Origin of the sequence: Micromonospora cynarisoli (genome assembly GCF_030518815.1) — a bacterium.
GTDB classification, from domain to species: Bacteria; Actinomycetota; Actinomycetes; order Mycobacteriales; family Micromonosporaceae; genus Micromonospora; species Micromonospora wenchangensis.
In genome coordinates, this window is sequence record NZ_CP130426.1 from 796,297 (window position 1) to 822,655 (window position 26,359).

Consider the following 26,359-nt stretch of genomic DNA (forward strand, 5'->3'; position numbering starts at 1 on the left):
CATGCCTACGACCGCCCTGTCCGTGCTCGACCTGTCCCCGGTGCCCGCCGGTGGCACCGTCGCCGACGCGTTGCGGCACACCGTCGACCTGGCCCGTCGGGTCGAGCAGTTCGGCTACCGCCGCTACTGGGTGGCCGAACACCACCTGGCCGCCGGAGTGGCCAGCGCCGCGCCGGTCGTGCTGATCGGGCAGGTCGCCGCGGCCACCAGCGTGCTGCGGGTCGGTTCCGGCGCGCTGCTGGTGGGGCACCGGACAGCCCTGTCGGTGGTGGAGGAGTTCGGCACCCTCGCCGCCCTCCACCCGGGCCGCATCGATCTCGGCATCGGCCGGTCCGGACCGCCCCGGGCCGACGCCACCCGGGAACCCGCCGCACCCGCCCCACCGCCGGTCGGGGCCCGGGTGGTCGACGGGCTGCTGATCCCCGCCCCGTTCTCCTACGCCCACCTCGCCGCCGCACCCCGGTACGCCCTCGCCACCGCGCTGCTGCACCAGGCCGGCGCGCAGCCACCCGGGTTCGCCGGGCAGCTCGACGACATTTTCGCGCTGCTGCGCGGTGACTACCGGGACGCCGACGGCCTCGACGCGCACGCCGTGCCGGGGGAGGGGGCGGACCTGCAGGTGTGGTTGCTGGGCAGCAGCGGCGGGGAGAGCGCCCAGCTCGCCGGGGCGCGGGGCCTGCCGTTCGCCGCCAACTACCACGTCAGCCCCGCCTCGGTGCTCGACGCGGTCGCCGCGTACCGGGCGGCGTTCCGGCCGTCGGCGACGCTGGCGGAGCCGTACCTGGTGGTTTCCGCCGACGTGGTCGTCGCCGACACCGACGCCGAGGCGCGTCGGCTGGCCACCCCGTACGGGCCCTGGGTACGCAGCATCCGCAGCGGTGCGGGCGCGATTCCGTACCCGAGCCCCGAGCAGGCCGCCGCCCTGCCGTGGACCGACGCCGACCGGCAGCTCGTCGCCGACCGGCTGGACACCCGGTTCGTCGGCGCGCCGGAGACGGTCGCCGAGCGGCTGCGCACCCTGCGCGACGTCACCGGCGCCGACGAACTGCTGGTCACCACGATCACCCACGACCACGCCGACCGGGTGCGGTCCTACCAGCTGCTGGCCAAGGAGTGGGCCCAGTCCGGCGACACCCGCCGGGTCGGCTAGCGCGACGGCTTGGCACCCCGGCCCGGGCGGGGACCACGGATCGGGGGTGTCCGGGTCGGGATGTCGGGTCAGGGGGTGTCGCCGGCAGGAGTCGGTTTCGTCCACCGCTGCGGCTTTCACCGCGGTCCGGTTATATTGACGCAAATCACTTACTGCTCTGGAGGTGCCCGACGTGAGAGTCCGTTCGATGGTGGCGGCAGCGGTCGCGGCGGGGCTCGCGGCCACCGGCGTCGGCACCGCGACGCTCGCCGGGGCCGTGCCGGTCGACCCGGCCCCGGCCGCCACGACCCTGGCCCTCGGCGACTTCGACTTCACCCGTCCACAGGTCGTGGCCACCGGCCTGACCGTCCCCTGGGGGATGGACTTCCTGCCCGACGGCAGCGCCCTGACGGCGCTGCGCAACTCCGGCCAGGTGCTGCGGGTCCGCCCCGGGCAGGTCCCGGAGCAGGTGGCCCAGATCTCCGGCGTGACCGCGACCGGCGAGGGCGGCCTGCTCGGCCTCGCGGTCTCCCCGGGGTACGCCCAGGACGGCTACGTCTACGTCTACCTCAGCACCGCCACCGACAACCGGATCGTCCGCTTCCGGCTCACCGCGCCGCAGACCCAGGAGCCGATCCTCACCGGCCTGGCCCGGTCCACCATCCACAACGGCGGCCGGATCGCCTTCGGCCCGGACGGGATGCTCTACGCCGGCGTCGGTGACGCGGGGCAGACCGCCAACGCGCAGAACCCGCAGAGCCGCAACGGCAAGATCCTCCGGATGCGGCCGGACGGGTCCGCACCGTCGGACAACCCGACGGCCGGCTCCCTGGTCTACAGCCTCGGACACCGCAACGTGCAGGGCCTGACCTGGGACGCCCAGGGGCGGCTCTACGCCGCCGAGTTCGGGCAGAACACCTGGGACGAGGTCAACCTCGTCGTGCCCGGCGGCAACTACGGCTGGCCGACCGTCGAGGGGCGGGCCGGCGACCCCCGATTCCGGGACCCGCTGCTGGTCTGGACGACGGCGGAGGCGTCCCCGAGCGGCGCGGCGGTCGCCGGCAACCGGCTCTTCGTCGCCGCCCTGCGCGGCACCCGGCTGTGGACCGTGCCGCTCACCGGCACCGGCGGGGTCGGCACCCCGACGGCCGAGTTGACCGGCGCGTACGGCCGCCTGCGTACCGTCGAGTACGGGCCGGACGGCTGGCTCTGGGTCACCACCAGCAACCGGGACGGGCGCGGCACCCCGGCGTCGACCGACGACCGCATCCTGCGCTTCCCGCCGAGGGACACCACCACCCCGTCCCCGACGGCCCCGCCGCCCACCACCACCCCGCCCACGACGACGCCTCCGCCCACGACGCCTCCACCGACCACGCCCCCGCCCACGACGCCGCCGGGTACCCCGCCGCCCGTCTCGTGCCGGGTCGTCTGGCAGCCCAACCAGTGGAGCGGTGGGTTCACCGCCGAGGTGTCGATCACCAATCTCGGCTTCCCGGTCACCAGTTGGACGTTGACCTGGTCGTTCGCCGCCGACCAGCGGATCACCAACGCCTGGAACGCGCAGGTCACCCAGTCCGGTGCCGCCGTGTCCGCCCGTAACGCCGCCTGGAACGGCAGCGTGCCGCAGAGTGGCACGGTCAGCTTCGGCGTCCAGGGCACCTCCGGCGCGAGCAACCCGCGCCCGGCCGCCTTCCAGTTCAACGGGGGCACCTGCCTGGCCCAGTGAGCCGCGACGGCACCGGTCCGGGTCACCCGGGCCGGCTGCCGCCCGCCGCGCCACCCGGGCCCGTCCGGGCCCGCCGCGCCACGCGGTCGCCGAGCGCACCGGCGTCGGTCGAACCGGGGCAATGTGCCGGATTCGCCGACGCCGGCCGTCGTTCCGGTGGAGCCTGCGAGAGACGCGATCGCGAACGGTGCGGCGGAACGGGGTGATCTTGAATCGAAGGTTCGTCGGGCTGCTGCTGGTGACCGGCCTGGTGCCCATGATCGAGGCCACCGTGCTGGTCGCCCTCGGATTCCGGGCCGCCGAGGGTGTCCCCCCGCAGCTCACCGCCCTCTGGCCGTATGACACCTACCACGACCTGCGGTGGCTCTACGTCTACCACCGGTCGTGGTGGGAGTTCCTGCTCTGGCTGGTCTACGTGCTGGTCGCCCGGGGCCTGTTCACCACCGGCCTGGTGCTGCTGGCCTGGCCGGCCGGGGTGCCCCGGCCGTCACTGGGGTGGCTGCTGCGCCGCAACGTCGTGCTCGGCGTGCTGGTCGGCGGGTTCGTCGCGCCCTGGGCCGCGATCTCGGTCGCGGCGTCGGTGGTCGCCCTGTCCTGGGTGCTGCTGGCGTCGCTGCTGCCGATGTTCCTGCTCGCACCGTTCCTGCAACGGGTGGCCGTGGTGGGGCACTGGTGGCGGGGGCTGCCGTCGATCTCGCTGGTCGGCTGGTCACTGCTGAACTTCGTGGTGCTCACCGTGGCCGGCGCGCTGTGCTGGGCGGCGCCCGGCTGGTGGACGGTGCCGGTGGCCGGGGTGGCGGGGGCGCTCAACGGGGTGCTGTGGAACCGGACCGTCCGGGCGGCGCTGCTGCCCTCGCGGGTGCGCTGGGCCCGGGTGCCGGTGACCCCGCTGGCGGCGCTGGTGGCCGTCGCCGTGCCGCTGGTCATCCCGCCGGTGACGGAACTGGTCCCGGGCAACGAGCAGTGGATCAGGACGGCGGTGCTGGAACGACCCCTGCCCGCCGCGGTCACCCACGCGGTGATCGTGCTCACCGGCTACGGCTCGGACTACGGCGGTGAGCAGCCGTCCGACCCCCGGGTGCAGCGCTTCTCCTACCGGGGGCTCGACCCCGACGGCAGGCCGCTGGCGTACGGGGCGGCGGACACCACCCGGTCGATGGCGGACAGCGTGGCGCTGCTCGCCCGACAGGTGGAACTGCTGCACCGGCGCACCGGACGGCAGGTGGCGCTGATCGGGGAGAGCGAGGGGGCGATGGTGGCCCGCACCTATCTCGCCCGGCAGCGCGACCCGGCGGTCGACATCCTCGTCATGTTCAGCCCGTTGATCTACGCCGGCCGGGCCTACTACCCGCCCCCGCACCACGACAGGGGGTGGGGGGTGGTCACGGGCTGGCAACTGCGGGCCATCTTCGGGCTGGCCGACGTCGGCGGCGGCCCGGACGAGCCGTTCATCCGGTCGCTGCTCGACGACGCGCCGTTCTACCGTAACCAGCTGATGTGTCCCGTGCCGGGGGTCCGGATCGTCGCCTTCCTGCCCACCGCGACGGCCACCGAGGCACCACCGGGGGAGTACAGCCGGATTCCGGTCTTCCAGATCCCCGGGGTGCACGGTGGCCTGCTGGACCGCAGGCTGCTCCAGGACCGGTTGATCGACTTCCTGCTCGGCAAGCCGATCGCCCACACCCGGGCCGAGTACCCGTTGATGCAGAGCTTCGCCGCCGCCTGGCAGGCGCCGCCCTTGCCGATCGCGGCGAACCCGGCCTGGGCGGGCAACCGGCAACCCGACCCGGCGTTCACCGGGAGGGTCTGCCTGCCGGCCCGCTGAGTGCCCGGCCGCCGCCGTCACCCCGCGAGCAGTTGGACGACGACCAGCACGGCGACCAGGTCCGGGCCGCGCAGCACCTGACGGACCAGGTCGACGGGCACCATCGCGAACGGGGTGTTCACCACCGCCCCGCCGTACTGCATGGGTGGGCGGGTGCCGGCCCAGAAGGCGGCCGTCACGACCCCGAGCAGCAGTACCGCGTCGAGCGGCACGGGGACCGGCCGCAGCGCCGGCAGGGTGGCCAGGTACCACACGGTGGCGCCGACAGCCGGCACGACGAGGTGCGTCAGCCGCAGCAGGGTGTCGTTGCCGCCGAGGGACCGCCGCAGGCCCGTCGACCGGCTCACCGCGCGCAGCCCGCCGGTGAGCCGACCGGTCGACAGGTACGCCAGGACCAGGTGCGCGGGACCCGCGACCGACGGCAGCGCCACCGCGACGGCGTACATGGTCAGCAGCGCCCCGGCCCAGCCGACGAGGGCGCCCCGGCGGCGTGACAGCCGGCGTACCTCCGCCTGGAGCAGCACCGCGAACCGGCCGCCGGCCCGGAAAGGTCGGCCGCGTACCAGGCCGATCGCGCGCCACCGGCGGCTCTCCACCAGCGCGGCGAGCAGCGACGGGTCCAGCAGCACGGCGGCGGTGGTGGCGGCGTTGGCGAACTGCGCCCCCGTGGTCAGCGCCGCCCGGTCCACCCGGGGCAGCCGCCGGTACGCCCGGCCGATCGACGCCACCGCGACCGGCAGCAACGCCAGGCCGACGGTGGCGGTGAGCGGCACCGGCGGCAGCGGGGGAGACCATCCGACGGCGTGCCCGAGCACCACCAGCACCGCGATCGTGGCTCCGACGGCGGGCAGTCCGACGGCGGGCAGTCGCGCCCAGCGGGGCGTGCCGCGGCCACCCTGGGCGACCACCGCCCACCCGGTCGCGGTGGCCCCGCCGCTGACCCCGGCCAACGCCGCCCAGGCCAGGTCGGCGGGGCGGTCGAGGCCACCGGCGACGGCGGCGGCCACCGCCAGCACGCCGGCGCCGACGGTGCCGCCGCCGACCAGGCCGCCGAACCGGGGGAGCAGCCACGCCCGCCGGTCCACCGGGGAGCTGACCAGCCATGCCTGGGCGGCCGGGGTGACCAGCAGCGGCCCGGTCAGCCGCAGGCCCCACCAGACGAGCCCCGCCCCCGCCGTCACGGCGGCGACGGCGATCCAGTACCTGTCGCCGGGATCGGTCCGGGCGACCTGCGGGGCCGCCAGGTGGTCGCGGATCGCGGCGACCGCGAACCAGCCGTACAGGGCGACGAACAGGACCACGACGTAGGCGTCGGTGAGCACCTCGCCCAGCGAGCCGGGATGGTGCCGGCGGCGGGCGCGGCGTAGCCGGGCCCGCAGCTGCCGGGGCGTGGGCCCGGCCACCGCCGGCGGGATGGTCCTGGTCGACGTCACCTCAACCGCCGATCTCGATCCGCCGGTCGGCGACCGCGTCGATCAGTTCGGTGTCGTGCGACGCCATCAGCACCGCCGTGCCGGTCGCCTTCTCCCGCAGCAGCCGCTGCGCCAGCCAGGCCCGGCCCCGGACGTCGAGGCGCTGCTCCGGCTCGTCGAGGACGAGCAGCCGGCGCGGGCGCACGAAGCAGGAGGCGAGGGCGAGGCGGCGACGCTGCCCGCTGGACAGCGTCGCCGGGAGCTGGTCGCGGGCTGGTTCGAGACCCAGCTCGGCGAGCACCTCCGCGACGGGTTCGGCGGTGCCGCCGTGGGCGTAGGCGAGCAGTTCGAGGTGCTCGACGACGGACAGGTCGGGGAAGAAGTCGATGTCGTCGAGGGCGGCGGCGATCGCCGCGCGGACCCGGGGGTCGGTCTCGTCGCAGCGCCGGCCGTCGAGCAGGACCTCGCCCTCGTCCGGGCGGTCCGCCCCGACGACGCAGCGCAGCAGGGTGGTCTTGCCGGAGCCGTTGGGCCCGACGACGACGGCGACCTGACCCGCGTCGAGCTGGAAGCGCACGTCGTCGAGGACGACCAGCGCGCCGAACCGGCGGGTCAGCCCGCGTACGGCAAGTGTGCTCACAACCGCCCACTGTCGCACGCGGGCCGGCACCCCCGCCGACCCGGCCCGCCGCAGCGGTCAGCCCTTCACGGCGCCGATCAGCACGCCCTTGATGAAGTGCCGCTGGATGAACGGGTACACCGCGACGATCGGGGCGACGGTGAGCACCACCACCGCCATCTTGATCGCCTCGGTCGGTGGCATGGACACCCCGGTGGTGCCGCCGGAGGTGTGCGGGGCCTGACCGGCCAGCAGGTAGCTCTGCAACACCCGCTGGATCGGGTACATGTCGTTGCGGTCGATGAACAGCAGCGCGTCGAACCAGACGTTCCAGTAGCTCACCGCGTAGAACAGTCCCACCACGGCGATGACCGCCCGGGACAACGGCAGCACGATCCGCAGCAGGGTACGGAAGTGGCTGGCCCCGTCGACCCGGGCGCTGTCCAGCAGTTCCTGCGGGATGCCCTGGAAGAAGCCCCGCACCACGACCAGGTTGAACACGCTGATCGCCGGCGGCAGGATCAGCGCCCAGATGGTGTCCTTGAGACCCAGCCCGGTCACCACCAGGTACTTCGGCACCAGCGGCGGGTAGACCAGGAACGGGATCAGGAAGTAGACCAGCAGCCAGCGGTAGCCGACCGAACGCGGCTGGGACAGCCCGTACGCGGCCAGCACGGTCACGGTCAACGCCAGCGCGCTGCCGATGACGGTGACCAGCGTGCTGATCCACAGGGCCCGGGTGACCGCCCCACCGGCGAAGATCGTCTCGTAGGCCGCGGTGTCGATGCCCCGGGGAATGACGACGAGACCGCCGGCCTCGGCGAGGGTCTCCCGGGAGGACAGGCTGGTCACCAGGATCACCCAGAGCGGGAAGAGCACGCTGAGCACGAGCAGGGCCAGGAAGACGGCCTTGAGCCCCTGGCCGATCCGGGTCGGTGGTTCCTCCCAGACCGGCCGGCGGTCGCGCCCCGCACGGGCCCTCGGTGCGACGGTCGTGGTCATTTCGAGTAGATCCCCCGTTCGCCGAGCAGGTGGGCGACCCGGTTGGCGGCCAGGATCAGGCCGAGCCCGATCGCCGCCTTGAACAGGCCGGCCGCCGCGCCGTAGCCGTAGTTCCCGGTGGCGATGGAGAAGTGGTAGACGAAGGTGTCGAGCACCTCGGCGGCCTGCCGGCCCACCGCGTCGCGTTGCAGCAGGAACTGTTCGAAGCCGACCGAGAGCGCGTCGCCCAGCCGCAGGATGAGCAGCAGAACGATCACCGGGCGCAGGCCGGGCAGGGTGATGTGCCACAGCCGCCGCCACCGGCCGGCACCGTCGGCCGCCGCCGCCTCGTAGAGGCTGGGGTCGATGGTGGACAGCGCGGCGAGGAAGACGATGGTGCCCCAGCCGACGTCCTTCCAGACCGCCTCGGCGGTGACCAGGATGATGAAGGTGTCCGGGTTGGTCATCACGTTCCACGGCTGCATGCCTGCCTCGCGCATGGTCTGCGCGAGCAGGCCGGCACCGCCGAGCATGGCGACGAAGAAGCTGACCACGAGCACCCAGCTGAAGAAGTGCGGCAGGTAGACGACGGTCTGCACGAAGCCGCGCCACCGGCGGGAGAGCAGATTGTGCAGCATGATCGCCAGGAAGATCGGCAGCGGGAAGAAGAAGACCAGCTGGAACGCGGTGATCGCCAGGGTGTTGCGGAGCGCGTCCCAGAACGCCGAGTCCTCGAACAGCAGCTGGAACTGCCCGAAGCCGATCCAGTTGCTGCGTGCGAACGCCTGCAACGGGTTGTCGCCCAGGTAGGGGTTGTAGTCCTGGAAGGCGATGACGTTGCCCAGGATCGGCAGGTAGCTGAAGACCAGCAGGACGAGGAACCCGGGCGTCACCATGACCAGCAGTTGCCAGTCCCGGGCGAGCCGGGTGCGCAGCGGTACCCGGCGACGGCGGGCGGGGCGGCGATCGCGCCCCGCCCGGGTGGGTCCGTCGGGCCGGGTCCGGTCGGACCCGGCCACGACGGTGGTGTCGCGAGTGGTCATCGCCCGGCCTTGGGCAGGGACTTGGCGAGCAGTTCCCGCGCTTCCTCGCCCCCGTTGGCCTTCCACTCCTGCACGATGGCGTCGGCGTCGGAGAGCGGCCGGCGACCGCGCAGCACGTCGGTGAACTTGTCCTCGGTGGGCACCTGGTTGGCCTTGTACGCGGCCGGCATCTCCAGCTTCACCCCGTCCCAGGGGTCCTTCTCCAGGTACTTCACCATGGCGTTGGAGTAGGTCAGGAGGTCCGGCACGTAGTTCGGGGTCTCCGGGTACGGGCCGATGGTGGGGTTGCGTCCGCTGATGAAGAAGTACTGGTTGGCGATCTCCTTGAACGCCAGGTCGGTCTTGACCGGCCCGTTCGGCGTGCTGGTGTGGTGCTTGCCCGCCAGCCCGTAGTCGCGGAGCTGCGCCTCCTGAGAGCCCAGCGGCGCGGAGCACCAGTTCATGATCCGCAGCAGCTCCTCGACGCGCTCCTTGCCCACCCCCTTCTTGACGAAGGTGAAGGAGATCGGCTCGTCGTCGCCCCAGACCAGGGGGTCGCCGCCGGTGGCCGAGAAGACCGGCACCGGCTGGATGTTCAGCTTGGGGTTGACCTTCTGGTGCTCGGCCTGGGCACCCTGCCAGAAGCCCACTCCGTTGCGGGTGAAGACGATCGCGCCGTTCTTGGCGAACAGTTGGGCGCTGTCCGCGCCCTTGCTGGCGATGATCTCGGGGTGGACCAGACCGTCCTTGTAGATCTTGGCCATCACCTCCAGCGCCTGCCGGTACTCCGGGGTCTCGTACTTGAACTCCGGGGTCCCGTCGGCCTTCAGCCGCCAGCCCTGCTTGGCGGCCGGCACCCGGTGGTACATCTGGATCATGTCGAAGACGTTGTCGAACGCCCACACCTTCTTGGCCGGGTCGGTGACCTGCTTGGCCACGGTGAGCAGGTCGTCGAGCGACGCCGGCACCGCCAGCCCGCGCGCGTCGAGCAGATCCTTGCGGGTGAACAACGCCCAGGGGAACGGTCCGTCGGTCGGGTTGGGCACGGCCATCAGCCGCTCGTTCCACAGCGAGTTGCGCCAGGCGCCGGTGGGGAACGAGGCCAGCATCGGGTACGCGGCGACGGCGTCGCCCTTGAGGTGGTCGGTGAGGTCCTCGAAGAGCACCTTGATCGCCTCGGAGAAGCGCGGGATCTTCTGCACCTCCCAACCGGGCACGCAGAGCAGCTCCGGGACGTCCCGGGCACCGAGCATCGCGTTGAGCTTGTCGGCGTAGGTGTTGCCGTCCTGGATGGTGAAGTTCACCGGCGTGCCCAGCTCCGCGTTGACGGCCTGGAGGTAGCTGTTCTGGGCGACCCCGGGTGGGGCCGGACCCCAGGCCGGGGTCATCGCGGTGATCTCCTTGCCGCTGGTGCCGGGCCGCTCGGTGATCGCGTCGACAAGGGCGGACGGGTACTTCGTGTAGCCGTCGGGCACCGGTCGGGTGCCGATGATGTCGGGCTTGATGCTCGGGGCGAGGTCCTTGTGCGTCGGCAGCAGGCTGGCGTAGGAGTCCAGGTTCTGCGCGGCGCCGGAGCCGGCCGGCTTCTCGGAGCACCCGGCGAGCAGGGGGCCGCCGGCGATGGCGGCCGTGCCGAGGCCGACCAGGCCGAGGAAGTGGCGGCGCGAGGCCGTCGAGCCGGGTTGCTGGGGTGTCATCGGTCCCCCCTTGGAAAGGGCTGGTGGTGGATTCGCAGGTGGAAGTGGAGCTAGTTGGTCTGGATGTTAAACAAACTAATGGACGGCGGGAGATTCCGACAAGAGGCATCGACGCCCGCCGTGCCGCCCGGCGACCGGCCGCCCGTGCCCGGCGACCGTCGCGCCGAACCGCCCCGGGCACACCGCGCGGACGCCGTGGCCGCTGCGTAGGCTGCCCGGATGAGCGCACCGTCCCGCATCCTGGTCTACGGGGTGTACGGCGCGGGCAAGTCCACACTCGCCGCGGACCTGGCCGACCGGCTGGGCCTGCCCTGGCACCCCGTCGACGACCTGCTGTGGCTGCCCGGCTGGGTCGAGGTGCCGGTGGCCGAGCAACGCACCCGGATCACGCAGATCTGCCAGGGCGAGCGGTGGATCATCGACGGGGCCTACCACGGGTGGCGGGACGTGCCGCTGGCCCGCGCCGACCTGGTCGTCGCCCTGGACTACCCGCGCTGGCGATCCTTCGGGCGGCTGCTGCGCCGTACCGTCAGCCGGCTGGTGACCGGCGAGGTGATCTGCAACGGCAACCGGGAGACGCTGGGCAGCGTGCTGTCCCGGGACTCGATCCTGGTCTGGCACGTCGGCGCGTTCGGGCGGGCCCGCCGGCGGATGCGGGCCTGGCAGGCCGACCCCACCGGGCCGCCCGTGCTGCGCTTCGACTCCCCGGCGGAACTGGACCGCTGGGTGGCCGGCCTGCCCCGGCAATGAGCGCGGCCCACCCGCGCCCGGCCGGGGTCAGCGCTGCGGCACGGGGCCGTTGTCGACGAACCGGAACACGGTGGTCAGCGGGGCGTCGCCCAACTCCTCCAGGATCAGCCCGCGTCGGCTGGAGAACTGGAGATACGCCGAGTTGTTGCTGATGGCGTAGGTCCGCTGGCCGCCGTCCGTGCCGTCGACCACGATCGAGAACAGCTGCCGCGGTTCCGTCGGCGCGCACGGAGCCCCCACGACGGTGAGCGGCTGGGAACCCGACGACCTGACCTGCCAGCAGGCGAGGTCACCGTCGGCGTCCGGTTCGGCGGTACGGACCAGGTAGCCGCCGGACCCCTGGGGTACGAAGACGAACAACCGCCGCCCCTCGTCGCCGTCGACCTCACCGAGGCGGCCGTCGTCGAGCAGGGACACCGCGCCCTCCGCCGCCGTGGACCGGACCAGGGCGAACCGGCGCTGCCCGAGCCGCAACGGATCGGCGGACGCCGAACCCTGCGGCGTACCCGATGTGGCACCCGTCGCGCCGGGCGTCGGCCCGCCGGTGGCCGGGGTACGCGGAGTCGGGCCGGTGGACGGGGTCGCCGTGGGCGGCACCGACGTCGTGGCGGTGGGCGGGCCGGCGGGCACGGTGGCCTGCGGCGGGCCCGCCAGACGGGCCACGGCGAAACCGGCCCCCAGCGCCCCCAGCACGGCGACCCCCACCGCGGCCGTCGCGACGTGCCGCCGTCGACGCCTGCGGTCGCCCCGCCGACGGACCTCGGCGACGGTGACGAGCCGACCGGTCCGCCCGGCGTGCCGGGCCAGCCCCCGCAGGGCGTCGTCGAGCATGTCGTCAGACCCCATGGCCCCTCCCCGCCGTCGTCTGGTGTCCGTCCCCGCCCAGGTACCCGGCCAGGCCCCGACGGCCCCGGGCCAACCGGGTCTTGACGGTGTTCGGATTCGCCCGGGTCTCCGCGGCGATCTCGGCCACGCTGAGGCCGACCAGATGGTGCAGCACGATGGCCCGGCGCTGCTCGCCGGGGATGCGCCGCAACGCCTCGACCAGCACGACGTGATCGACCGAGACCGGATCGACCTGCTGGGCGACCGCCTCCCGGCGGTGGGCACGCACCCGGTTCACCGTCTTGCGCCAGGCGCTCACCGCGATCCGGTACGCCACCTTGCGCACCCACGCCTCGGGGCTGTCGCACTCCCGCACCGTCGACCAGCGGGCCCAGGCACGGGCGTACGCCTCGGCCACCGCGTCCTCGGCCTCGGTACGGCTGCCGACCATCGCGTACACCTGCCCCAGCACCCGTTGGGCCGACGAGGCGTAGAACGCGTCGAACTCCTCGGCGTCACGCATCGATCACGCTCTCCACCCACCCGGTCGCCTCTGGTCCCGTCCCACCCGGGGCACGGCCCGCCCTGCCCAGCTCCGCCCGCCTCTGTCGCTCCCCGTTCCGGTCGGGTCGGTCGGGAGCACGGCTCCCGACCGACCCGACCGGCCCACCGTCACCGGTCGGCAGGTGCCGGCCCGTTGTCGGTGAACCGGAAACTGCTCGTCGGCGGGGCGTCACCCAGCTCCTCAAGGATGAGGCCGGAGCGGGCGGAGGTCCGTAGGAACGCCCCGGCGCTGCTGATCAGGTACGACGGAGTGCTGCCGGTCGCCGCGAAGATCTCGAACTGCTGGCGCGCGTCGTCGCTCCGGCAGGTGGCGGCCCGCACCACCAACGGCTGGCTGTCGCCTGGATTATGCACCCGCCAGCACAACGGGCCGTCACTGGTCCGGGCGTACGCCTTGACCAGGTACTTTCCACCGCCCAGCGGGGTCGGCACGAACAGTTGCCGACCCTGGTCGTCGTCGACCTCGGCCAGCCGACCGGAGTCGGTCAGCGACAGGCCGCCCTCGAACGAACCGACCCGGACGATCGTGTACTGCCGGGTGCCGGTGAACCCGCGCGGGGCGGAACTCGTCTTCGGCGGGGTGGCCGACAGTCCCACCGCCACGGCCGCCGGGTTCCGCTGCGGCTCGGCCGCAGGCGCGTCCGCCCCGGGCCGCGTCTGGGCGCAGGCCGCAAGCGCCCCGGTCAGGGCCAGCAACCCGACGCCCGCGAGCCATCGTTTCGTCGACATCGTCCGCTCCTTCTGGTGGGGGATCGCGGTCGGCGTACCGGCCCGGTGGTCGCCGCCGGTACCCGACTCACCCCTCAGGACGTCCGGAACGGCCCCCCGGTTTCACCGTTCGCCACGATCTTCTCCCTGGCGCCGGCTCAGCTGCCGGGGGACGGGCGGTGTTCGACCGGGGAGTTTGGGATGCTGGGCCGGTTCGGCTACCGACCCGAAGGGACCTCCCGATGGCAAAGGTCATCTCCACGCTGTTCATCTCGGCCGACGGCGTGGCCGAGATCGACCCCGACTGGCACTTCCCGTACTTCGACGACAACATGGGGCGGGCCGTCAGCGCGGACTACGACGCCGCCGACGTGCTGCTGCTGGGCCGGGAGACCTACGACAGCTTCGCCGGGGCGTGGCCCGACCGGGAGGCCGCCGGCGGCGACGACGCGCCCTTCGCCAAGCAGCTCGGCGACCTGCGCAAGGTGGTCGTCACGCGGCAGGCGAGGGAGCTGCCCTGGCGCAACTCCGAGGTGCTCGACGGCGATCTCCTCGACGTCGTCGCCGCGCTGCGCGACGACCCCGGAATCGGGGGCGTTCTCATCCCCGGCTCGATCTCGGTGGTGCAGCAGCTGCTCGCCGCCGGGCTCGTCGACGAGTTGCGGCTGCTGGTGCACCCGGTTGCGGCGCGCAAGGGCCGCAGGCTGTTCGACGACGGGGACACCCCGTACCACCTGCGGGTGACCACGACCGAGGTGTACCCGACCGGGGTGATCCGGGTGATCTACGCGCCGACCGACGCGCCGGCGGCGGTCGGCTACGACGAGGCCAAGGAGCAGTTGGCCGCCGCGGAGTAGCCTCCCTGCCGGTGGCGCCGTCCGTCGTGACGCACGACAGGCGTGCCGGGTCAGCCGGTGGCGGCGGGCGGGTGCGGGTCCAGCTCGGCGGCCGTGACGGCCCCCCGCGCCCGCAGCCAGCCGACCAGCTCGGTGGCGCCACGCCGGACGGCCGCGTCCAGGGCGGTGCGGTGCTCCCACGGCGGCACCCGGTTGAGCCGCGCGCCGCGTGCCCACAGGTATCCGGCGCAGGACTGCCGCCCGCCGTGGCACGCGCCCCAGAACGCCCAGTCGATCTCGTCGGTCGACGGCGGGGTGCCGCCGGTGAAGGCCCGTTCCACCCGGTCGTGCAGACCGAGCGTCGCCGCGTCGACGAGGGTGGTGCTGGCCCCCCGGACGACCAGCCGGTACGCCGCCCGCCACTGGCCGAATGCCCGCGCGTTCGCCAGCGGCGTGCCGTCGGCGATCACGCTCCCGGGAGCTTCGATGTCCGCGCCGGCGTCCAGCAGCGCGTCGACGACGTCCACGTCGTCGCAGCTGGCCGCCCAGTGCAGCGGGGTCTCCCGGTGCGGCCCGGCGAACCGGGCGTCGACGTCGGCACCGGCGGCGACCAGGGCGGCGACGGTGGCGGCACCGCGCGGAAACCGGCCCGGCCAGTCGGTGGCCACGTGCAGCAGGCTACGGACCCCGCCGACCCGGTCCGCGATGCGCCAGGCGGCCAACCCCGGGTGCGCCCCGAGCAGCGACCGCAGCCGGGCGAGGTCGCCGTCGCGGATCGCCCCGGTCACGGCGACCGCCAGCGGATCGTCGGCAGCGAGCAGCGGCGGATCACCGGTCATCTGCGCGACCCTACCGGTCGCCGCCCCGCAGCCGCTGGCGTGCCCTGCCGGCCGGGCCGGGGCTCATCGCACCGCCGATCGGCAGCACGCGGACGCCCTCGCCGGGCAGGTCGCGGCCACGCCGTACGGCCAGCGCCTCGACCGCGCCGCGGTCGCTGACCCCCTCGACGAGCACCACCGTGGTCAGCCCGTCACCGGCGAGCCGGCGGGCGAGCACGGCGGCCTGCGCCGAGTCCCGGATTCGCCGGGGGCGGTCCGGCCGGTCATCGCGGGTGCCGGTCCTGCGGCCCGACCGGCGCGGTGAACCGGAGCTGCCACCGGGCGCCGTACCGGCTGAGGCGCACCACCGCCAGGGGGGCGACGTCCAGCCGGGGCAGGGCGGCCATCGGCAGGCCGAGCGCGTGCACGACCGCCACCCGGACCACCATCGGATGGGTCACCGCGACGATCCGCCGGCCCGGCCCGAGCCGGTCGTCGAGCCAGCCTGCGACCCGGTCGCGCAGCGCGGTGAGGGACTCCCCGCCGTGCGGCGTCGCCCCGGGCGTCTCCCACCACTGGCGCAGCGCCCCGGGCTCCCGCGCCCCGACGTCGGCCAGGCTGCGTCCGGCCCAGTCGGCGTAGTCGCAGTCGGCCAGCGCGGCCTCGACGGTGGGCCGCAACCCGAGGGCGTACGCGGTCTGCACCGCCGCGGTAGCCGGGCTGGTCAGGCAGGTGTCCACCGTGCCCAGTGGCCCGGTCCGCCCGTGACCGGCCAGGGCGAGAGCGGCCTGTCGACCGCCCTCGTCCAGGTCGTCGTCGCCCGCGCCGAACACCGCCCGCCGCAGCGCGCCGGTGTGGGCGTGGGCGACCAGCCGCAGGCTGGTCGAGGTCACGGGCGGGCCGGTGTGCCCTGACCGGTCAGCGGCTCGCGGGCCTGGTCGCCGGGGCGCGGCGCACCCTTGGGACGTCGGCTCATCAGCGCGCTGAACAGCAGACCGATGGCGGTCCACAACACCACCTGGGTGCCGAGCGACGCCAGCCGGAAGGTCCACAGCAGCGTTGCCGGGAAGTCGTCCGGCACCTCCTGGAACGAGGGCAGGACGACGTACCCGACGCCGGCGACCAGGACGAACCCGCCGAGGGCCGCGCCGTACCGTTGCCAGGGCGGCGCGTCGGCGCGGACCGACCGGTAGCCCAGGGTGCCCGCCCAGACCGCCACCAGGCCGAGCACCACCAGCGCCAGGTAGGCGACGGTGCGCTGGTCGATGGTGTCGGGGTTGCCGACCGCCGGGGGATTGGCCGGGTACTTCCCGAACGGCACGAGCACCACGCCGAGCAGGGCACCGCCCGCCAGCAGCAGCGCCGACCGCCCGTCGTCGGCGGCCGGGAAACGTCGGCGCAGCAGCGCGTACGCGGTCGCCAGCAGGCCGCCCATCGCCGTCCCGAACAGCCCGGTGGCCAGGAACAGGCCGAACCGCTGCCCGTCCCGGCCGACCAGGTCGTCGTCGTGGTGGTCGTCGGCCACCGGCCCGGTGTGGGTGGCGGCCTCCTCGATCGCGATGGCCGCGTCGATGCGCGGTTCACCGACGAGGTAGCCGAAACCCCCCGCGAGCAGACCGGCGACGAGGCCGGCGAGCAACCCGCGGATCAGGACGGTGACGAAGGTGGGTGGGTTGTGGGCAGGGCTCAGTGGCACGGGACACCGAGCAGGTGCCGGCCGTCGTGCATCAGCTCGTGCAGGAACATGCCGCTGCGCGAGACCGCACCCTGGTCGAACGCGACCAGGTAGGTGAGCAGCAGGAGTACGCCGACGACGGCCAGGGCCGCCCACCACAGCCGGGTGGAACCGACGGGGTGCACCAGCGGCTGGGCAGGAGTGGGACTCGACATGGGATCCGAACCTTCCCGGGGATGACGCGTCCCCATCGCAAGGCTGCGGACGACCGAGCGTCCTGGCTCGCGGGCCCGTCGACGACGGAACCGCTCACAGTGGCGCGACCGCGCCGGATTCTCACCGGCTTACCTCGCGACGCCGCAGATAGTGGGTCGACCGTAACGGCGCGACCCCCGGCCGGTCAATCGTCACCCCGGAATGTGACGTGCCGGCCGGGGCTCGGCACGTCACCCGCCGGCGGACGCGGGGGCACCGGGGGCGGTGCCCCGAGGGCGTCGTCGGGCCGCCACGCCCAGGGCGACGTCGACGACGAGGAAGGCGAAGAGACTCAGCCCGAGCAGCGGCAGCGCCCAGCCGATCGACGCCACCACCGGTACGCCGACGAGCACCGCCCACCACGGCAGGCCCCGTACGCCACCCCGGGGCGGCGCGGTGCCGGTGCGGGCCCGCCGGTCCGCCCGGGTGGGCCGGCGCTGCCACCACATCCGGTAGCCCCAGACGATGACGCAGAGCAGCCCGAGGGCCAGCGCGGCGAGCAGGATCTGGTTGACCGGGCCGAGGAGCACCCCCATGTGGGCCTGGATGCCGAGTCCACTGAGCTGGGCCAGCACCGGCCAGTCGGCGAAGTCGCTGCGGGCGGTGACCGTCCCCGTGGTGGGATCGACGGCGACGCGGTTCTTGGCGACCGGGCAGGTGTTGTCGACCTGGGTGACCGTCCAGGCCGAACCCGGCGCGCCGGGGGCGATCTCGACCGGGCCGGCCAGTCCGGCCGTCCGGGCGGCGGTCAGCACCCGGTCGAAGGCGGCCGACTCGACCACCCCGCCGGCCCCGGCGGCACCGTGGTGCCCGCCGCCGGTGTCGGTCGGGTCCGCTCCGGCGGCGAGGGCGGTGGAGAGCTGCGGGGCGCGGGCGTCGAGCGCGTCGAGACCGGCGCCGAAGTTCGCCCCGGCGTACCGGGACCAGGTCAACCCGGTGGCCGACAGGAACAGCAGGCCGACGGTGAGCCAGATCCCGGTGGTGGCGTGCCAGCTCCGGGTCCGGCGTACCCCACGGGCGGCGGTCAGGTCCGGTACGAGCAGGTGCCGCGCGGTGGCCCGGGACGCGCGGCGGCGACGCCACCACAGCACCACCCCGCCGAGCGCGAGCACCCACAGCCAGCTCGCGGCCAGCTCCGAGTAGTGCCTGCCGACCACGCCCAGGTGCAGGTTGCGGTGCAGGTCGTCCAGCCAGGTGGTGGCCGGTGTGGACCCGAACCAGGTGGTGAGCTGCCCCTGCACCCGGCCGGTGTACGGGTCGACGTACACGGTGTGCTGCCTGTCCGCCAGCTCCGGCACCGTGAACACCACCCTCGTGGTCCGGTCGCCCGTGCCGGGCTGCACCGCGCTGACGCTGCCCTCCGGGTGGGCGTTGCGGGCTGCCCCGACCTGGTCGGCCACCGGCACCGGGCGCTCGCCCGCCTGCGTCACGGTCAACACCTCGCCGTAGAGCGCCGCGTCCAGCTGCGGGGCCACCGTGTAGGCGAGCCCGGTCAGCGCGGCGACCACCAGGAACGGCGCGACCAGGACGCCGGCGTAGAAGTGCAGCCGCAGCAGCAGCGCGCCGAATGGGGACCCGCCCCGGGCCGGCCGGGCGGGTGGGGCGGCGGACGGCGTGGGTTCCGGCCTCGGCGGGTCGGACAACTCAGTGACAGACATGTTCATCCGATCAGATGTGTCGGGATGTACCCGATGGTCGACCCGTGCTCGCGGGTCAGCCGGTGTGCTTGCGGTCGGCGTCGCCCGGTGAGGTAGTCGCGGCGAACGTCCCCGCGGTTCCCGGAAGATGTCCGGACGGGACGGCGACGTCACCTGTCCACGGCGGAGCGCACGTCGCGGCGGCGGACCGGCGCGGGCCGCGACCGCCTGCGGCGTACGGCGGTGAAGCGGTGGGGGCGCGCAGCCGGACCCGCCGGTGAGCAGCGGAGGGTGGCCTCAGGGGCGCGGCGACCGGCGTCGCCGACGCAGCACGGCCGCCGCCGCCAGCAGGACGACCACCGCGCCGCCGGCGGCACCGGCGACGGTGGCCCGGCCACCGCCGCGCCCCGGCGCGGGCGCGGCGGTCGGCGCGGACGACGTGGTGGGCGGGTCGGGTGACGGCGCGGCCGGACCGGCCGGGTCGGCCACGGTGAACGGGTACGACCCCTGCACCGGGTGCCCGTCGGCGGAGACCACCCGGTACGCGACGGTGTACGTCCCGTTGGGCAGGGGACCGGTCACCCGGACGCTTCCCGTCGCGCCGGAGACCACCGGATCACCGGTGGGGACGCGCCGTTTCGTCCCGTCGGTGAGCACGATGGTGGTGAACGTCGGGTCGAGCCGTGCCAGGAACTCCAGCGTGATCGTGGTGGGCGCGCGGGTCAGCGTGGCGTCCCGGGCCGGTGAGGCGGACCGCAGTCCGTTGTGCGCCCGGGCCGGCGTGGCGGCCACGAACAGGGTCAGGACGCCGGCCAGCAGCGCGGCGGCGAACCGGCGGGACGGTGACGTGGTCGTCATGGGCCGGCTCAGCCCAGGACCTGCTGGCCGATCCACCCGCCGGGCGGACAGCCGGGCGGGACGGCGAAGACGGCGGAACCGATCGGCGTGGTCCACTCGTTGAGCAGGTCCCGGTCGGCGAGTCGACGTTGGATGGGCAGGAACTGGGCGGTGACGTCGGCCTGGTACGAGGCGAAGATCAGGCCACTGTCGGCGTGCCCCTGCGGGGTGGGCGTGCCGTCGTAGTTGTACGGACGGCGCAGGATCTTCAACCGGTCGTCGGTGACGCGGGCCCGGGTGAGGTGGGAGAAGTCGGGGATGACGGTGAGCCCGTCGTCGCCGACGGCGGCGAAGTCGGGTTCGTCGTGTTCGCCGGTGCCGGTGAGCGGGGCACCGGTGTCGAGCCGACGGCCGACGGCGAGTTCCCGGTCGGTACGGCCGAGCAGGTCCCAGGTCTCCAGGTTCATGCTGATCCGGCGGACCACCAGGGTGGTGCTGTCGCGCAGCCAGTCCGGACCGTCGGGCACCCAGACGGCGGTGTCCAGCGCGACGCCGGGACGGGGGTTGGCGGTGCCGTCGAGCTGGCCGAACAGGTTGCGTTGGGTGTGCCCGGCGGGTTCGACGCCGGGGCTGCGCCGGAAGCCCTGCTGCACCCAGCGGACGGTGGCGAAGGGCCGGCTGTCCTTGACCAGCACCCGTTGGGCGTGCGCGACGGTGACCGCGTCGTCGGCGCAGATCTGCACCAGCAGGTCCCCACCGGACCAGGCCGGTTGGAGCCGGTCGATCCGCAACGCCGGCAGGTCGGCCACCGACGCCGGCCGTCGGTCGTCGACGCCCGCTGCCCGGTAGAGGCCGGGACCGAAACCGAAGGTCACGGTCAGCCGCGCCGGCAGCAGCCCGAGTTCGGCCTCGGTGTCGGCCAGCGCCGGCCGGCCCTGGGTGAGCCGGGCGGCGTCGTCGCTGAGCAGCCGCAGCAGCCGGCCCAGCGCCGCCCGGTCGGTTCCCGGTCGCAGGGTGAACGCGACGAACGCGGCGTGGGCCTGCGGTTCGGTGGCCACCCCCGCCTGCCGGGGCCCGTGGAACGGCTCGACCAGGCCGCCGACGGCCGCCACCGGACTCGGCTGCGGCGCGGCCGGCACGTCGGTCGGTCCGTCCCGCCCGGCGACGACCACCGCGCCGCCGGCCAGCGCGCCCCCTGCGGCCAGTGCCCCGCCGGCGAGCAGGCCACGCCGGCTCACCGCACGGACGCCCGGGTGTCCGGTCACGACGCCGGGCCGGTCGTCGGCTGTCCGCTCGTGTCCGGCATGGGCGCGCCGTGGCCGGGGGCGTAGCTCTCCTGCGCCCCGGTGAACGGCTTGGCCACGGCGGTGAACTGCTGGGTCCGGCCGTCGGCGAAGGTGAGGGTCACGGTGACCTCGTCGCCGGCACGCACCGGCTGGCGGAGGTCCATCAGCATCAGGTGGTCGCCGCCGGGCTCCAGCACGTGGGTGCCCTTCGCCCTGATCACGATGCCGCCCTGCTTCTGCCGCATGACCATCTTGCCGTCCTGCATGGTCATCTCGTGTAGTTCCAGCGCCGACACGGCGGTGGTGGCGCCGGTGAGCGTGACGTCGGCGTCGCTGTCGTTGACCAGCGTCCCGAAGGCCGCCGTCATGCCCTTGTCGGCCGCCTTCACCCACGGGTCCCGGACGCCGATCACCCCGGCGGACGCGCTCGCCGGTGCCGAGGGGCTCGCCTGGGCGTCCGACGCCGGGTCGGCCGGGCCGCAGCCGGAGGTGCCGACCGCCAGCAGGGCGGCGGTGACGGCGGCGAAGACGGCTGAGGCACGTCGATTCGCGCCGAGTGGACCGGTGGGACGCATGGGTTCTTCCTCCGTTGTGCTGATGCTCTGTCCCGTTGGTCGGTCACCGGTCACCGAAAGTTCCGGCCGGTCGGGATTGTGCCCTTGCGGGTGAACGGGCGGGCCGTCCCGCCGTCGCGGGCCGTCGCCGCTTCGCAGGGCGGCGGCACTGGGCCGGACGGCGTCCGGGTCAGGCGGCCGACCGGTCGCGGGTCCGCGCCGAGCCCGGGTGCGGCGGCAGCAGGCGCAACGTCGGGGCGGCGGCGGGCACGTCGTCCGCGCGCAGCCGCCAGGCGGGCCGGTCACCCCGGCCACGCCCCGCCGGGCCGTCGGGCCACAGCCGGGGCCGGGACAGCGCGACCACGATCAGATAGCCGGTGAGCAGGAACCCGTGACTGACCAGCCGGGTCGGCTCCACCCGGCCGGTGACCAGGTCGTTGGCCGAGAGCAGCACGAGCGCGGCGACGAAGGCGCTCAACATCGGCAGCAGCCCTCCGGTCGGGGTGCGCCGGGCGGCCACGAAGAGGAAACCCGCACCGACGGCGATGTTCCACGCGGCCGACTCGTGCCACAGGTGCCCGGACGCCAGCGTGTCGAGCGCCCCGTGGGCGTGCCCGGCGGCCGGGCCCCGGCCGACCTGGGCCAGCCCCAGCACCAGTTGCAGAGCGCCGATGAGGGCCAGCCCGGTGCGCAGGCCCGGCACGAGCCGGTCCCGCAGCCGGCGGGGGACGGGGAGCGCGGCCAGCACGACGTCGGCGAGATCGGGACCGGCCGTCGCGCCCCTCGGCTCCGGCCCTGCCACGGCGGCGGGCGTCGACCGGAGCCGGCCGGGTGTGTCGACCGTCGGGTCGCAGCGGTCGGCGGTGGAGAGCGTCAGGCGGGACCGCCGGGTCACCGTGGCGGCCCGGTCACACCAGAGCCGGCAGCCCGCGCACCCGTCCAGGTGCGCGTCCGCCGCGATCCGCTCGGCGGGGGTCTCCTCGCCGTCCAACTGTGCCGACAGGATCTCCCGCCACTGCTCACACCCCATGTAGGGGTAGTCGGCCGGCGGGGCGTGGTGGTTCCCGTAGCCTCTGCCCGGGCACGGCCGCGGCCCGGGCCGGCGGGTCAGCCGGCGGCGCTTCCCGGCCGGCGACGGATCGCCTGGGGGTTCCCCTCGACCGCCGCGACGAGATCCTCGCGGGCCCGGGCGACCCGGGACCGGATGGTGCCGACCGGGCAGCCGCACACCTCCGCCGCCTCGGCGTAGGACAGGCCGATGACCTGGGTGGCGACGAACGCCTCCCGCCTGTCGGCGGGCAGGGCCAGCAGCAGGTCGTTGAGGACCACCTCGCCGTCGAAGCCGCTGCCCCGGGTGTCGGGCGTGTCGTGCCACTCGGACAGCGGCACCGTACGCGGACGTGAGGTGGCGGCCCGGACGTGGTCGACGGCGGTCCGGCGGGCGATGCCGAGCAGCCACGTACGGGCCGACGAACGGGCGGCGAACGACGGCAGCGACCGCATCGCCCGCAGGTACGTCTCCTGGGTGAGGTCGTCGGCCTCGGCCGGGCTGATCAGGTGCGCGACGAACCGTCGTACGTGCTGCTGGGTCGCCCGGATGAAGCGGCCCGCGGCCTCCCGGTCACCCCGGCCGGCGGCCAGCGCCCACGCGGTGATCTCCGCGTCGTCGTCGCCCACCTGCCACCTCCGTGTCCGGTTCTGCCGCCTGCTGTGCTCCGTCGTCGTCCGTCAACGGTAACGACGGGGTGTAGTAGGTCCCGGGTGAGCGTACGGCATACCCGGCGTCGTCTCCGCCCACTGGTACGGACGGGAGGCGGCGGCGGATCAGCCGTACCGGGGTCGGGGCCGGAGGCCCACCGTGACCAGCCGGGCACGGGGTGCCGAGCCGTGGACGAGTTTTGATCATCCTGACTCCAGGTTGGGATGCCATAGCCAAAACTTTTGCTATCTGCGTAAAAAGTTAGTGAACTATTGATTGAAGTCCGCTCTTCGTGAGGATGATCCGATGCGCTGTCCCCCTCCAGCCACCGGACCCGCCTGGCGTACCCTCGCCGGCCTGCTCGCCCTCGTGTCCGCCGCAGCGGTGGTCCTGCTGTCCACCGCCCCGGCACAGGCGCACGGCACGCTGGCGATGTCCACCCCGGCGGCCAACGCCACGGTGGCCGAGCCGCTGACGACCGTGGAGCTGTACTTCACCGAGCAGGTCGCGCCGAACGCGTACTTCACCGTCACCGGGCCCGGCGGCAGCCGCGTCGACAACGGCTGGCGGCACGGCACCCCCCGCCCCCTGGACAAGCCGGTCCGGGAGTACCTGCTGGTCGACGGCAAGTTCGAGCCGAAGGAGTACAGCACCGGCTACCCGGCGGTGGTGACGCTGGCCCACCTGCCGGCGGCCGGTCAGTACGCGGTCAGCTACCTGTCGGTGGCCTCCGACGGCGAGCCGGTCCGGGGCACCATGACCTTCCGCTACACCGGACGGGCGACCGCCGCGCCGGCCGGCTGGCAGCCCCCGGTCGACCAGCCGGACCCGGCGCTGGTGGCCGCCGCCGAACAGCACGCCACCGCCGGCCACGCCGCCGGCCCGGCGGCCTCCGCGGTGCCGACCGCACCGGCGACCGCCGCCACTCCCGCCTCCCCGCCGGCCGCCCCCGACGACGAGGGCGGCCTCGGATGGCTGGCCTGGACCGGCGGGGCGGCGCTGGTCGCGGCGGCGGTCGGCTTCGCGGCGTGGCGGCGTCGCCCGGTGCCCGCCACCCGGCCCGCCGGCCGACCGCGTACCCGGGGGACGACCGGCCGGCCCGGTGCGGGCACCCGCGCCAACCGGTCCAAGACGGCGGGCGGTGGCCGGAAGGCGACCCGCCCCGCCGCCGCCCCGCGTGCGGTGGTCACCGCACCGGTGCCGACACCCACCAGGACCGGGACGACCCCGGCGCCGGCGGCCCGGGCCACGGCCAGGCCGGCGCAGGCGAACGGGGCCACGGCCAGGGCGGCATCCGCGACGGCACAGGCGATCCGGGCCACGGCCGGCGCGGCACCCGCCACGACGCAGGCGGCACCGGCCACGGCCGGTGCCGCACCTGACGGGAGCGTCTCCGGCACCGAGGGGACGGCACCCGTAGCGACGACGCCCGACGCCGACGGGACGGTGTCCACCACGGCCGGGGCCGCGCCGACCCCCGGGGGCCGACTGGGCAACACGGGTCTCGCGTTGCTGGTCGGTGGGCTGGTGGTGGCCCTGCTGGCGGGTTTCGGGCTCGGCCGGATCGGCTCCGGTGACCGGCCCGCCGACGGCACCACCACCGCCGCCCAGCCGACCCCCGGTGCGGCGCTGGCGGCCGGGGACGGGCACCAGCACGGGCCCGGTACCGGGGCGCACACCCACCCCGGCGACGCCGGTGGGGCGCAGGCACAGGTGACCGGGCTGTCGGTTAACGCCGGGGGCTACACCCTCCAGCCGGCGTCCCGGACCCAGCCGGCGGGCGCATCCGCCGACTACCGGTTCCGCGTCGTCGGCGCGGACGGCAAACCGGCGACCCGGTTCGCGGTCGTCCACGACAAGCCGCTGCACATGGTCGTGGTGGGGCGGGACCTGAGCGGCTACCAGCACCTGCACCCGACCATGGCGTCGGACGGCACCTGGAGCGTCCCGCTGACGCTGACCCGGCCCGGCGGTTACCGGATCTACGCCGACTTCTCGGTGACCGGCGTCGACGGCACCACCGTCCCGCTGGTGCTGGGGGTCGACCACCAGGTGCCCGGCGCGCACACCCCGGTCCCGCTGCCGCCGGCCGCGTCGCAGTCGACGGCCGGGCCGTTCACGGTGACGATGGGCGGCGCCCCGACGGTGGGGGTGACCGTGCCGCTGTCCTTCCGGCTCGACGGCGTCGACCCGGCCCGCCTGGAGCGCTACCTGGGGGCGTACGGGCACCTGGTGGTGGTGCGCGAGGGCGACCTGGGCTACGTGCACGTCCACCCGGACCAGGAACTGGTGGACGGGACGGTGCGGTTCTGGCTGACCGCCCCGAGCGCGGGCCGCTACCGGGCGTTCTTCGACTTCCAGGTCGACGGGAAGGTGCACACCGCGCAGTACACCCTCGACCTGACCTGAGCGCGGTTCCGGCCGACCCCGCGTGCGCCGCCGGGGTCGGCCGAGACCCCGGCGGCCCGCCCGGTGCCGACCGGGAGGCCGACGACGCGGGAGTGAATCGGTGGGCCCGTACCCGGGGTGTCGGGGGGAACGGCCATGATGAGCCGGTGAAGATCCTGTCCATCCAGTCCTCGGTCGCCTACGGCCACGTCGGGAACTCGGCGGCCGTGTTCCCCCTCCAGCGCCTCGGGCACGAGGTCTGGCCGGTGCTGACCGTGCACTTCTCCAACCACACCGGCTACGGCGCGTGGCGCGGTCCGCTGCTGGCCCCGGCCGACGTGGCGGAGGTGATCGAGGGCATCGCCGACCGGGGGGTGCTCAGCACCGCCGACGCGGTGCTGTCGGGCTACCAGGGCGACCCGGCGATGGGTGCGGTCATCCTCGCCGCCGCCGACCGGGTCCGGGCGGCCAACCCGGACGCGGTGTACTGCTGCGACCCGGTGATGGGCGACACCGGCCGGGGGATGTTCGTCCGGCCCGGCATTCCGGAGTACCTGCGCGACGTGGTGGTCCCGCGCGCCGACATCATCACCCCGAACCACTTCGAGCTGGACTTCCTCGCCGGCCGGACGACCACCTCGCTGACCGCCGTGCTCGACGCCGTCGACGTGGTGCGTGCCACCGGGCCCCGGGACGTCCTGGTGACCAGCGTGCTGCACGACGACGTGCCGGCCGGTTCGCTGGAGGTGGTGGCCGTCTCGGACGAGGGTGCCTGGGCGGTGACGACGCCGCTGCTGCCGATCAACCCCAACGGCGGTGGCGACGTCACCGCCGCGCTCTACCTGGCCCACCTGCGGACGACGGGCTCACCGGCGGTCGCGTTGGAACGCACCATCGCCTCGGTCTTCACCGTGTTGGAGCGGACCCTGGCGGCGGGCACCCGGGAGATCCAACTGGTCGCCGCCCAGGACGCCATCGCCGACCCGCCGGCCCGGTTCACCGCCCGCCGGCTGCGCTGACCCTCGCGGCGCGGTGTCCGGGCATCCACCCGACCGGGCCGCCCCGGTAGCAGCGGTCCGACCGGCGGTGCGGTCGTGGTCCGCCGCACCTGCC

General features: G+C 74.4%; 26 protein-coding genes, 1 pseudogene and 1 riboswitch. Of the genes and pseudogenes, 8 read left to right on the top strand and 19 right to left on the bottom strand.

Features of this window, described 5'->3' with window-relative positions:
• Window position 1: 1 nt before the first annotated feature.
• From Q2K16_RS03135 to Q2K16_RS03150, 4 genes and pseudogenes are all read left to right on the top strand, one after another.
• Window positions 2-1,150 carry an LLM class flavin-dependent oxidoreductase gene (locus Q2K16_RS03135; RefSeq protein WP_302743441.1) on the top strand — a complete coding sequence of 383 codons (1,149 nt, stop codon included), beginning with the start codon at window positions 2-4 and terminating at the stop codon, window positions 1,148-1,150.
• Window positions 1,151-1,337: 187 nt separating this feature from the next.
• Window positions 1,338-2,405: pseudogene (locus Q2K16_RS03140) on the top strand (PQQ-dependent sugar dehydrogenase); the annotation flags it as partial.
• Window positions 2,400-2,858, top strand: coding sequence for a cellulose binding domain-containing protein (locus tag Q2K16_RS03145; protein ID WP_302746349.1), 459 nt, complete (start codon window positions 2,400-2,402; stop codon window positions 2,856-2,858). The pseudogene Q2K16_RS03140 and the gene Q2K16_RS03145, both read left to right, overlap by 6 nt.
• A gap of 121 nt (window positions 2,859-2,979) precedes the next feature.
• Window positions 2,980-4,683, top strand: a complete 1,704-nt coding sequence (locus tag Q2K16_RS03150; RefSeq protein WP_302743442.1) for a hypothetical protein — start codon at window positions 2,980-2,982, stop codon at window positions 4,681-4,683.
• A 17-nt stretch (window positions 4,684-4,700) separates the two neighbouring features.
• Here the strand turns inward: Q2K16_RS03150 and Q2K16_RS03155 are convergent, their stop codons facing one another.
• From Q2K16_RS03155 to Q2K16_RS03175, 5 genes are read right to left on the bottom strand one after another with little or no spacing between them, the layout of a single operon-like run.
• Window positions 4,701-6,116: a DUF6297 family protein gene (locus Q2K16_RS03155; RefSeq protein ID WP_302743444.1), complete on the bottom strand. Its 1,416-nt coding sequence runs from the start codon at window positions 6,114-6,116 to the stop codon at window positions 4,701-4,703.
• A 1-nt stretch (window position 6,117) separates the two neighbouring features.
• A complete protein-coding gene (gene ccmA / locus Q2K16_RS03160) occupies window positions 6,118-6,735 on the bottom strand; it encodes a heme ABC exporter ATP-binding protein CcmA (protein WP_302743445.1) in 618 nt (205 codons plus the stop codon).
• Between the two features lie 57 nt (window positions 6,736-6,792).
• The gene (locus tag Q2K16_RS03165) at window positions 6,793-7,716 is read right to left on the bottom strand and encodes a carbohydrate ABC transporter permease (RefSeq protein ID WP_302743446.1); all 924 of its coding nucleotides are present in this window, start codon (window positions 7,714-7,716) and stop codon (window positions 6,793-6,795) included.
• Window positions 7,713-8,738: an ABC transporter permease gene (locus Q2K16_RS03170; RefSeq protein ID WP_302743447.1), complete on the bottom strand. Its 1,026-nt coding sequence runs from the start codon at window positions 8,736-8,738 to the stop codon at window positions 7,713-7,715. Before Q2K16_RS03170 ends, Q2K16_RS03165 begins: the two co-directional genes overlap by 4 nt.
• Window positions 8,735-10,414, bottom strand: a complete 1,680-nt coding sequence (locus Q2K16_RS03175) for an extracellular solute-binding protein (protein WP_302743448.1) — start codon at window positions 10,412-10,414, stop codon at window positions 8,735-8,737. The genes Q2K16_RS03170 and Q2K16_RS03175 overlap by 4 nt, the downstream gene beginning before the upstream one ends.
• 219 nt (window positions 10,415-10,633) lie before the next feature.
• Here Q2K16_RS03175 and Q2K16_RS03180 point away from each other — a divergent pair, with 219 nt between their 5' ends.
• Window positions 10,634-11,164 carry a P-loop NTPase family protein gene (locus tag Q2K16_RS03180; RefSeq protein ID WP_302743449.1) on the top strand — a complete coding sequence of 177 codons (531 nt, stop codon included), beginning with the start codon at window positions 10,634-10,636 and terminating at the stop codon, window positions 11,162-11,164.
• A 27-nt stretch (window positions 11,165-11,191) separates the two neighbouring features.
• Here Q2K16_RS03180 and Q2K16_RS03185 read toward each other — a convergent pair whose 3' ends face one another.
• The 3 genes from Q2K16_RS03185 to Q2K16_RS03195 form a co-directional block, all read right to left on the bottom strand.
• Window positions 11,192-12,010: a hypothetical protein gene (locus tag Q2K16_RS03185; RefSeq protein ID WP_302743450.1), complete on the bottom strand. Its 819-nt coding sequence runs from the start codon at window positions 12,008-12,010 to the stop codon at window positions 11,192-11,194.
• On the bottom strand, window positions 12,000-12,512 hold the full coding sequence (locus Q2K16_RS03190) for an RNA polymerase sigma factor (protein WP_302743451.1): 513 nt from the start codon (window positions 12,510-12,512) through the stop codon (window positions 12,000-12,002). The genes Q2K16_RS03185 and Q2K16_RS03190 overlap by 11 nt, the downstream gene beginning before the upstream one ends.
• Window positions 12,513-12,661: 149 nt before the next feature.
• Window positions 12,662-13,282: a hypothetical protein gene (locus tag Q2K16_RS03195; protein WP_302743452.1), complete on the bottom strand. Its 621-nt coding sequence runs from the start codon at window positions 13,280-13,282 to the stop codon at window positions 12,662-12,664.
• Window positions 13,283-13,503: 221 nt separating this feature from the next.
• Between Q2K16_RS03195 and Q2K16_RS03200 the strand changes: the two genes are divergently transcribed.
• On the top strand, window positions 13,504-14,118 hold the full coding sequence (locus Q2K16_RS03200; RefSeq protein ID WP_302743453.1) for a dihydrofolate reductase family protein: 615 nt from the start codon (window positions 13,504-13,506) through the stop codon (window positions 14,116-14,118).
• Window positions 14,119-14,168: 50 nt separating this feature from the next.
• Here Q2K16_RS03200 and Q2K16_RS03205 read toward each other — a convergent pair whose 3' ends face one another.
• From Q2K16_RS03205 to Q2K16_RS03255, 11 genes are all read right to left on the bottom strand, one after another.
• Window positions 14,169-14,936, bottom strand: a complete 768-nt coding sequence (locus Q2K16_RS03205) for an ankyrin repeat domain-containing protein (protein WP_302743454.1) — start codon at window positions 14,934-14,936, stop codon at window positions 14,169-14,171.
• Between the two features lie 10 nt (window positions 14,937-14,946).
• The gene (locus Q2K16_RS03210; protein ID WP_302743455.1) at window positions 14,947-15,153 is read right to left on the bottom strand and encodes a TOPRIM nucleotidyl transferase/hydrolase domain-containing protein; all 207 of its coding nucleotides are present in this window, start codon (window positions 15,151-15,153) and stop codon (window positions 14,947-14,949) included.
• Window positions 15,154-15,199: 46 nt separating this feature from the next.
• A complete protein-coding gene (locus tag Q2K16_RS03215) occupies window positions 15,200-15,808 on the bottom strand; it encodes a histidine phosphatase family protein (protein ID WP_302743456.1) in 609 nt (202 codons plus the stop codon).
• Window positions 15,805-16,611: a CbtA family protein gene (locus Q2K16_RS03220; RefSeq protein ID WP_302743457.1), complete on the bottom strand. Its 807-nt coding sequence runs from the start codon at window positions 16,609-16,611 to the stop codon at window positions 15,805-15,807. The genes Q2K16_RS03215 and Q2K16_RS03220 overlap by 4 nt, the downstream gene beginning before the upstream one ends.
• Window positions 16,602-16,805: a CbtB domain-containing protein gene (locus tag Q2K16_RS03225; RefSeq protein WP_302743458.1), complete on the bottom strand. Its 204-nt coding sequence runs from the start codon at window positions 16,803-16,805 to the stop codon at window positions 16,602-16,604. Before Q2K16_RS03225 ends, Q2K16_RS03220 begins: the two co-directional genes overlap by 10 nt.
• Before the next feature lie 60 nt (window positions 16,806-16,865).
• Window positions 16,866-16,934, bottom strand: a riboswitch (cobalamin riboswitch).
• Between the two features lie 102 nt (window positions 16,935-17,036).
• Window positions 17,037-18,503 carry a PepSY-associated TM helix domain-containing protein gene (locus tag Q2K16_RS03230; protein WP_302743459.1) on the bottom strand — a complete coding sequence of 489 codons (1,467 nt, stop codon included), beginning with the start codon at window positions 18,501-18,503 and terminating at the stop codon, window positions 17,037-17,039.
• A 276-nt stretch (window positions 18,504-18,779) separates the two neighbouring features.
• A complete protein-coding gene (locus Q2K16_RS03235; RefSeq protein ID WP_302743460.1) occupies window positions 18,780-19,340 on the bottom strand; it encodes a copper resistance CopC family protein in 561 nt (186 codons plus the stop codon).
• 8 nt (window positions 19,341-19,348) lie between these two features.
• A complete protein-coding gene (locus Q2K16_RS03240; protein ID WP_302743461.1) occupies window positions 19,349-20,557 on the bottom strand; it encodes a Dyp-type peroxidase in 1,209 nt (402 codons plus the stop codon).
• A gap of 23 nt (window positions 20,558-20,580) precedes the next feature.
• A complete protein-coding gene (locus Q2K16_RS03245; protein WP_302743462.1) occupies window positions 20,581-21,180 on the bottom strand; it encodes a copper chaperone PCu(A)C in 600 nt (199 codons plus the stop codon).
• A 169-nt stretch (window positions 21,181-21,349) separates the two neighbouring features.
• Entirely contained in the window at window positions 21,350-22,189 is an 840-nt protein-coding gene (locus Q2K16_RS03250) for a zf-HC2 domain-containing protein (protein WP_302743463.1), read from the bottom strand.
• Window positions 22,190-22,266: 77 nt separating this feature from the next.
• On the bottom strand, window positions 22,267-22,836 hold the full coding sequence (locus Q2K16_RS03255) for a sigma-70 family RNA polymerase sigma factor (RefSeq protein ID WP_302743464.1): 570 nt from the start codon (window positions 22,834-22,836) through the stop codon (window positions 22,267-22,269).
• Window positions 22,837-23,164: 328 nt separating this feature from the next.
• Between Q2K16_RS03255 and Q2K16_RS03260 the strand changes: the two genes are divergently transcribed.
• Together Q2K16_RS03260 and pdxY are read left to right on the top strand one after the other, a co-directional pair.
• Complete coding sequence (locus Q2K16_RS03260) at window positions 23,165-25,267, top strand: copper resistance CopC family protein (protein ID WP_302743465.1); 2,103 nt, start codon at window positions 23,165-23,167, stop codon at window positions 25,265-25,267.
• Window positions 25,268-25,413: 146 nt separating this feature from the next.
• Window positions 25,414-26,265 carry a pyridoxal kinase PdxY gene (gene pdxY / locus Q2K16_RS03265; protein WP_302743466.1) on the top strand — a complete coding sequence of 284 codons (852 nt, stop codon included), beginning with the start codon at window positions 25,414-25,416 and terminating at the stop codon, window positions 26,263-26,265.
• Window positions 26,266-26,359 lie beyond the last annotated feature (94 nt).

Excerpts from the sequence above, each read along its gene's own strand:
- Q2K16_RS03150 (WP_302743442.1), top strand. The coding sequence starts at position 2,980 with ATGTGCCGGATTCGCCGACGCCGGCCGTCGTTCCGGTGGAGCCTGCGA.
- Q2K16_RS03185 (WP_302743450.1), bottom strand. The coding sequence starts at position 12,010 with ATGGGGTCTGACGACATGCTCGACGACGCCCTGCGGGGGCTGGCCCGG.
- Q2K16_RS03195 (WP_302743452.1), bottom strand. The coding sequence starts at position 13,282 with ATGTCGACGAAACGATGGCTCGCGGGCGTCGGGTTGCTGGCCCTGACC.
- Q2K16_RS03165 (WP_302743446.1), bottom strand. The coding sequence starts at position 7,716 with ATGACCACGACCGTCGCACCGAGGGCCCGTGCGGGGCGCGACCGCCGG.
- Q2K16_RS03225 (WP_302743458.1), bottom strand. The coding sequence starts at position 16,805 with ATGTCGAGTCCCACTCCTGCCCAGCCGCTGGTGCACCCCGTCGGTTCC.
- Q2K16_RS03245 (WP_302743462.1), bottom strand. The coding sequence starts at position 21,180 with ATGCGTCCCACCGGTCCACTCGGCGCGAATCGACGTGCCTCAGCCGTC.
- Q2K16_RS03250 (WP_302743463.1), bottom strand. The coding sequence starts at position 22,189 with ATGGGGTGTGAGCAGTGGCGGGAGATCCTGTCGGCACAGTTGGACGGC.
- Q2K16_RS03260 (WP_302743465.1), top strand. The coding sequence starts at position 23,165 with ATGCGCTGTCCCCCTCCAGCCACCGGACCCGCCTGGCGTACCCTCGCC.
- Q2K16_RS03205 (WP_302743454.1), bottom strand. The coding sequence starts at position 14,936 with ATGACCGGTGATCCGCCGCTGCTCGCTGCCGACGATCCGCTGGCGGTC.
- Q2K16_RS03170 (WP_302743447.1), bottom strand. The coding sequence starts at position 8,738 with ATGACCACTCGCGACACCACCGTCGTGGCCGGGTCCGACCGGACCCGG.
- Q2K16_RS03180 (WP_302743449.1), top strand. The coding sequence starts at position 10,634 with ATGAGCGCACCGTCCCGCATCCTGGTCTACGGGGTGTACGGCGCGGGC.
- Q2K16_RS03235 (WP_302743460.1), bottom strand. The coding sequence starts at position 19,340 with ATGACGACCACGTCACCGTCCCGCCGGTTCGCCGCCGCGCTGCTGGCC.
- Q2K16_RS03190 (WP_302743451.1), bottom strand. The coding sequence starts at position 12,512 with ATGCGTGACGCCGAGGAGTTCGACGCGTTCTACGCCTCGTCGGCCCAA.
- Q2K16_RS03135 (WP_302743441.1), top strand. The coding sequence starts at position 2 with ATGCCTACGACCGCCCTGTCCGTGCTCGACCTGTCCCCGGTGCCCGCC.
- Q2K16_RS03230 (WP_302743459.1), bottom strand. The coding sequence starts at position 18,503 with ATGTCTGTCACTGAGTTGTCCGACCCGCCGAGGCCGGAACCCACGCCG.
- Q2K16_RS03200 (WP_302743453.1), top strand. The coding sequence starts at position 13,504 with ATGGCAAAGGTCATCTCCACGCTGTTCATCTCGGCCGACGGCGTGGCC.
- Q2K16_RS03175 (WP_302743448.1), bottom strand. The coding sequence starts at position 10,414 with ATGACACCCCAGCAACCCGGCTCGACGGCCTCGCGCCGCCACTTCCTC.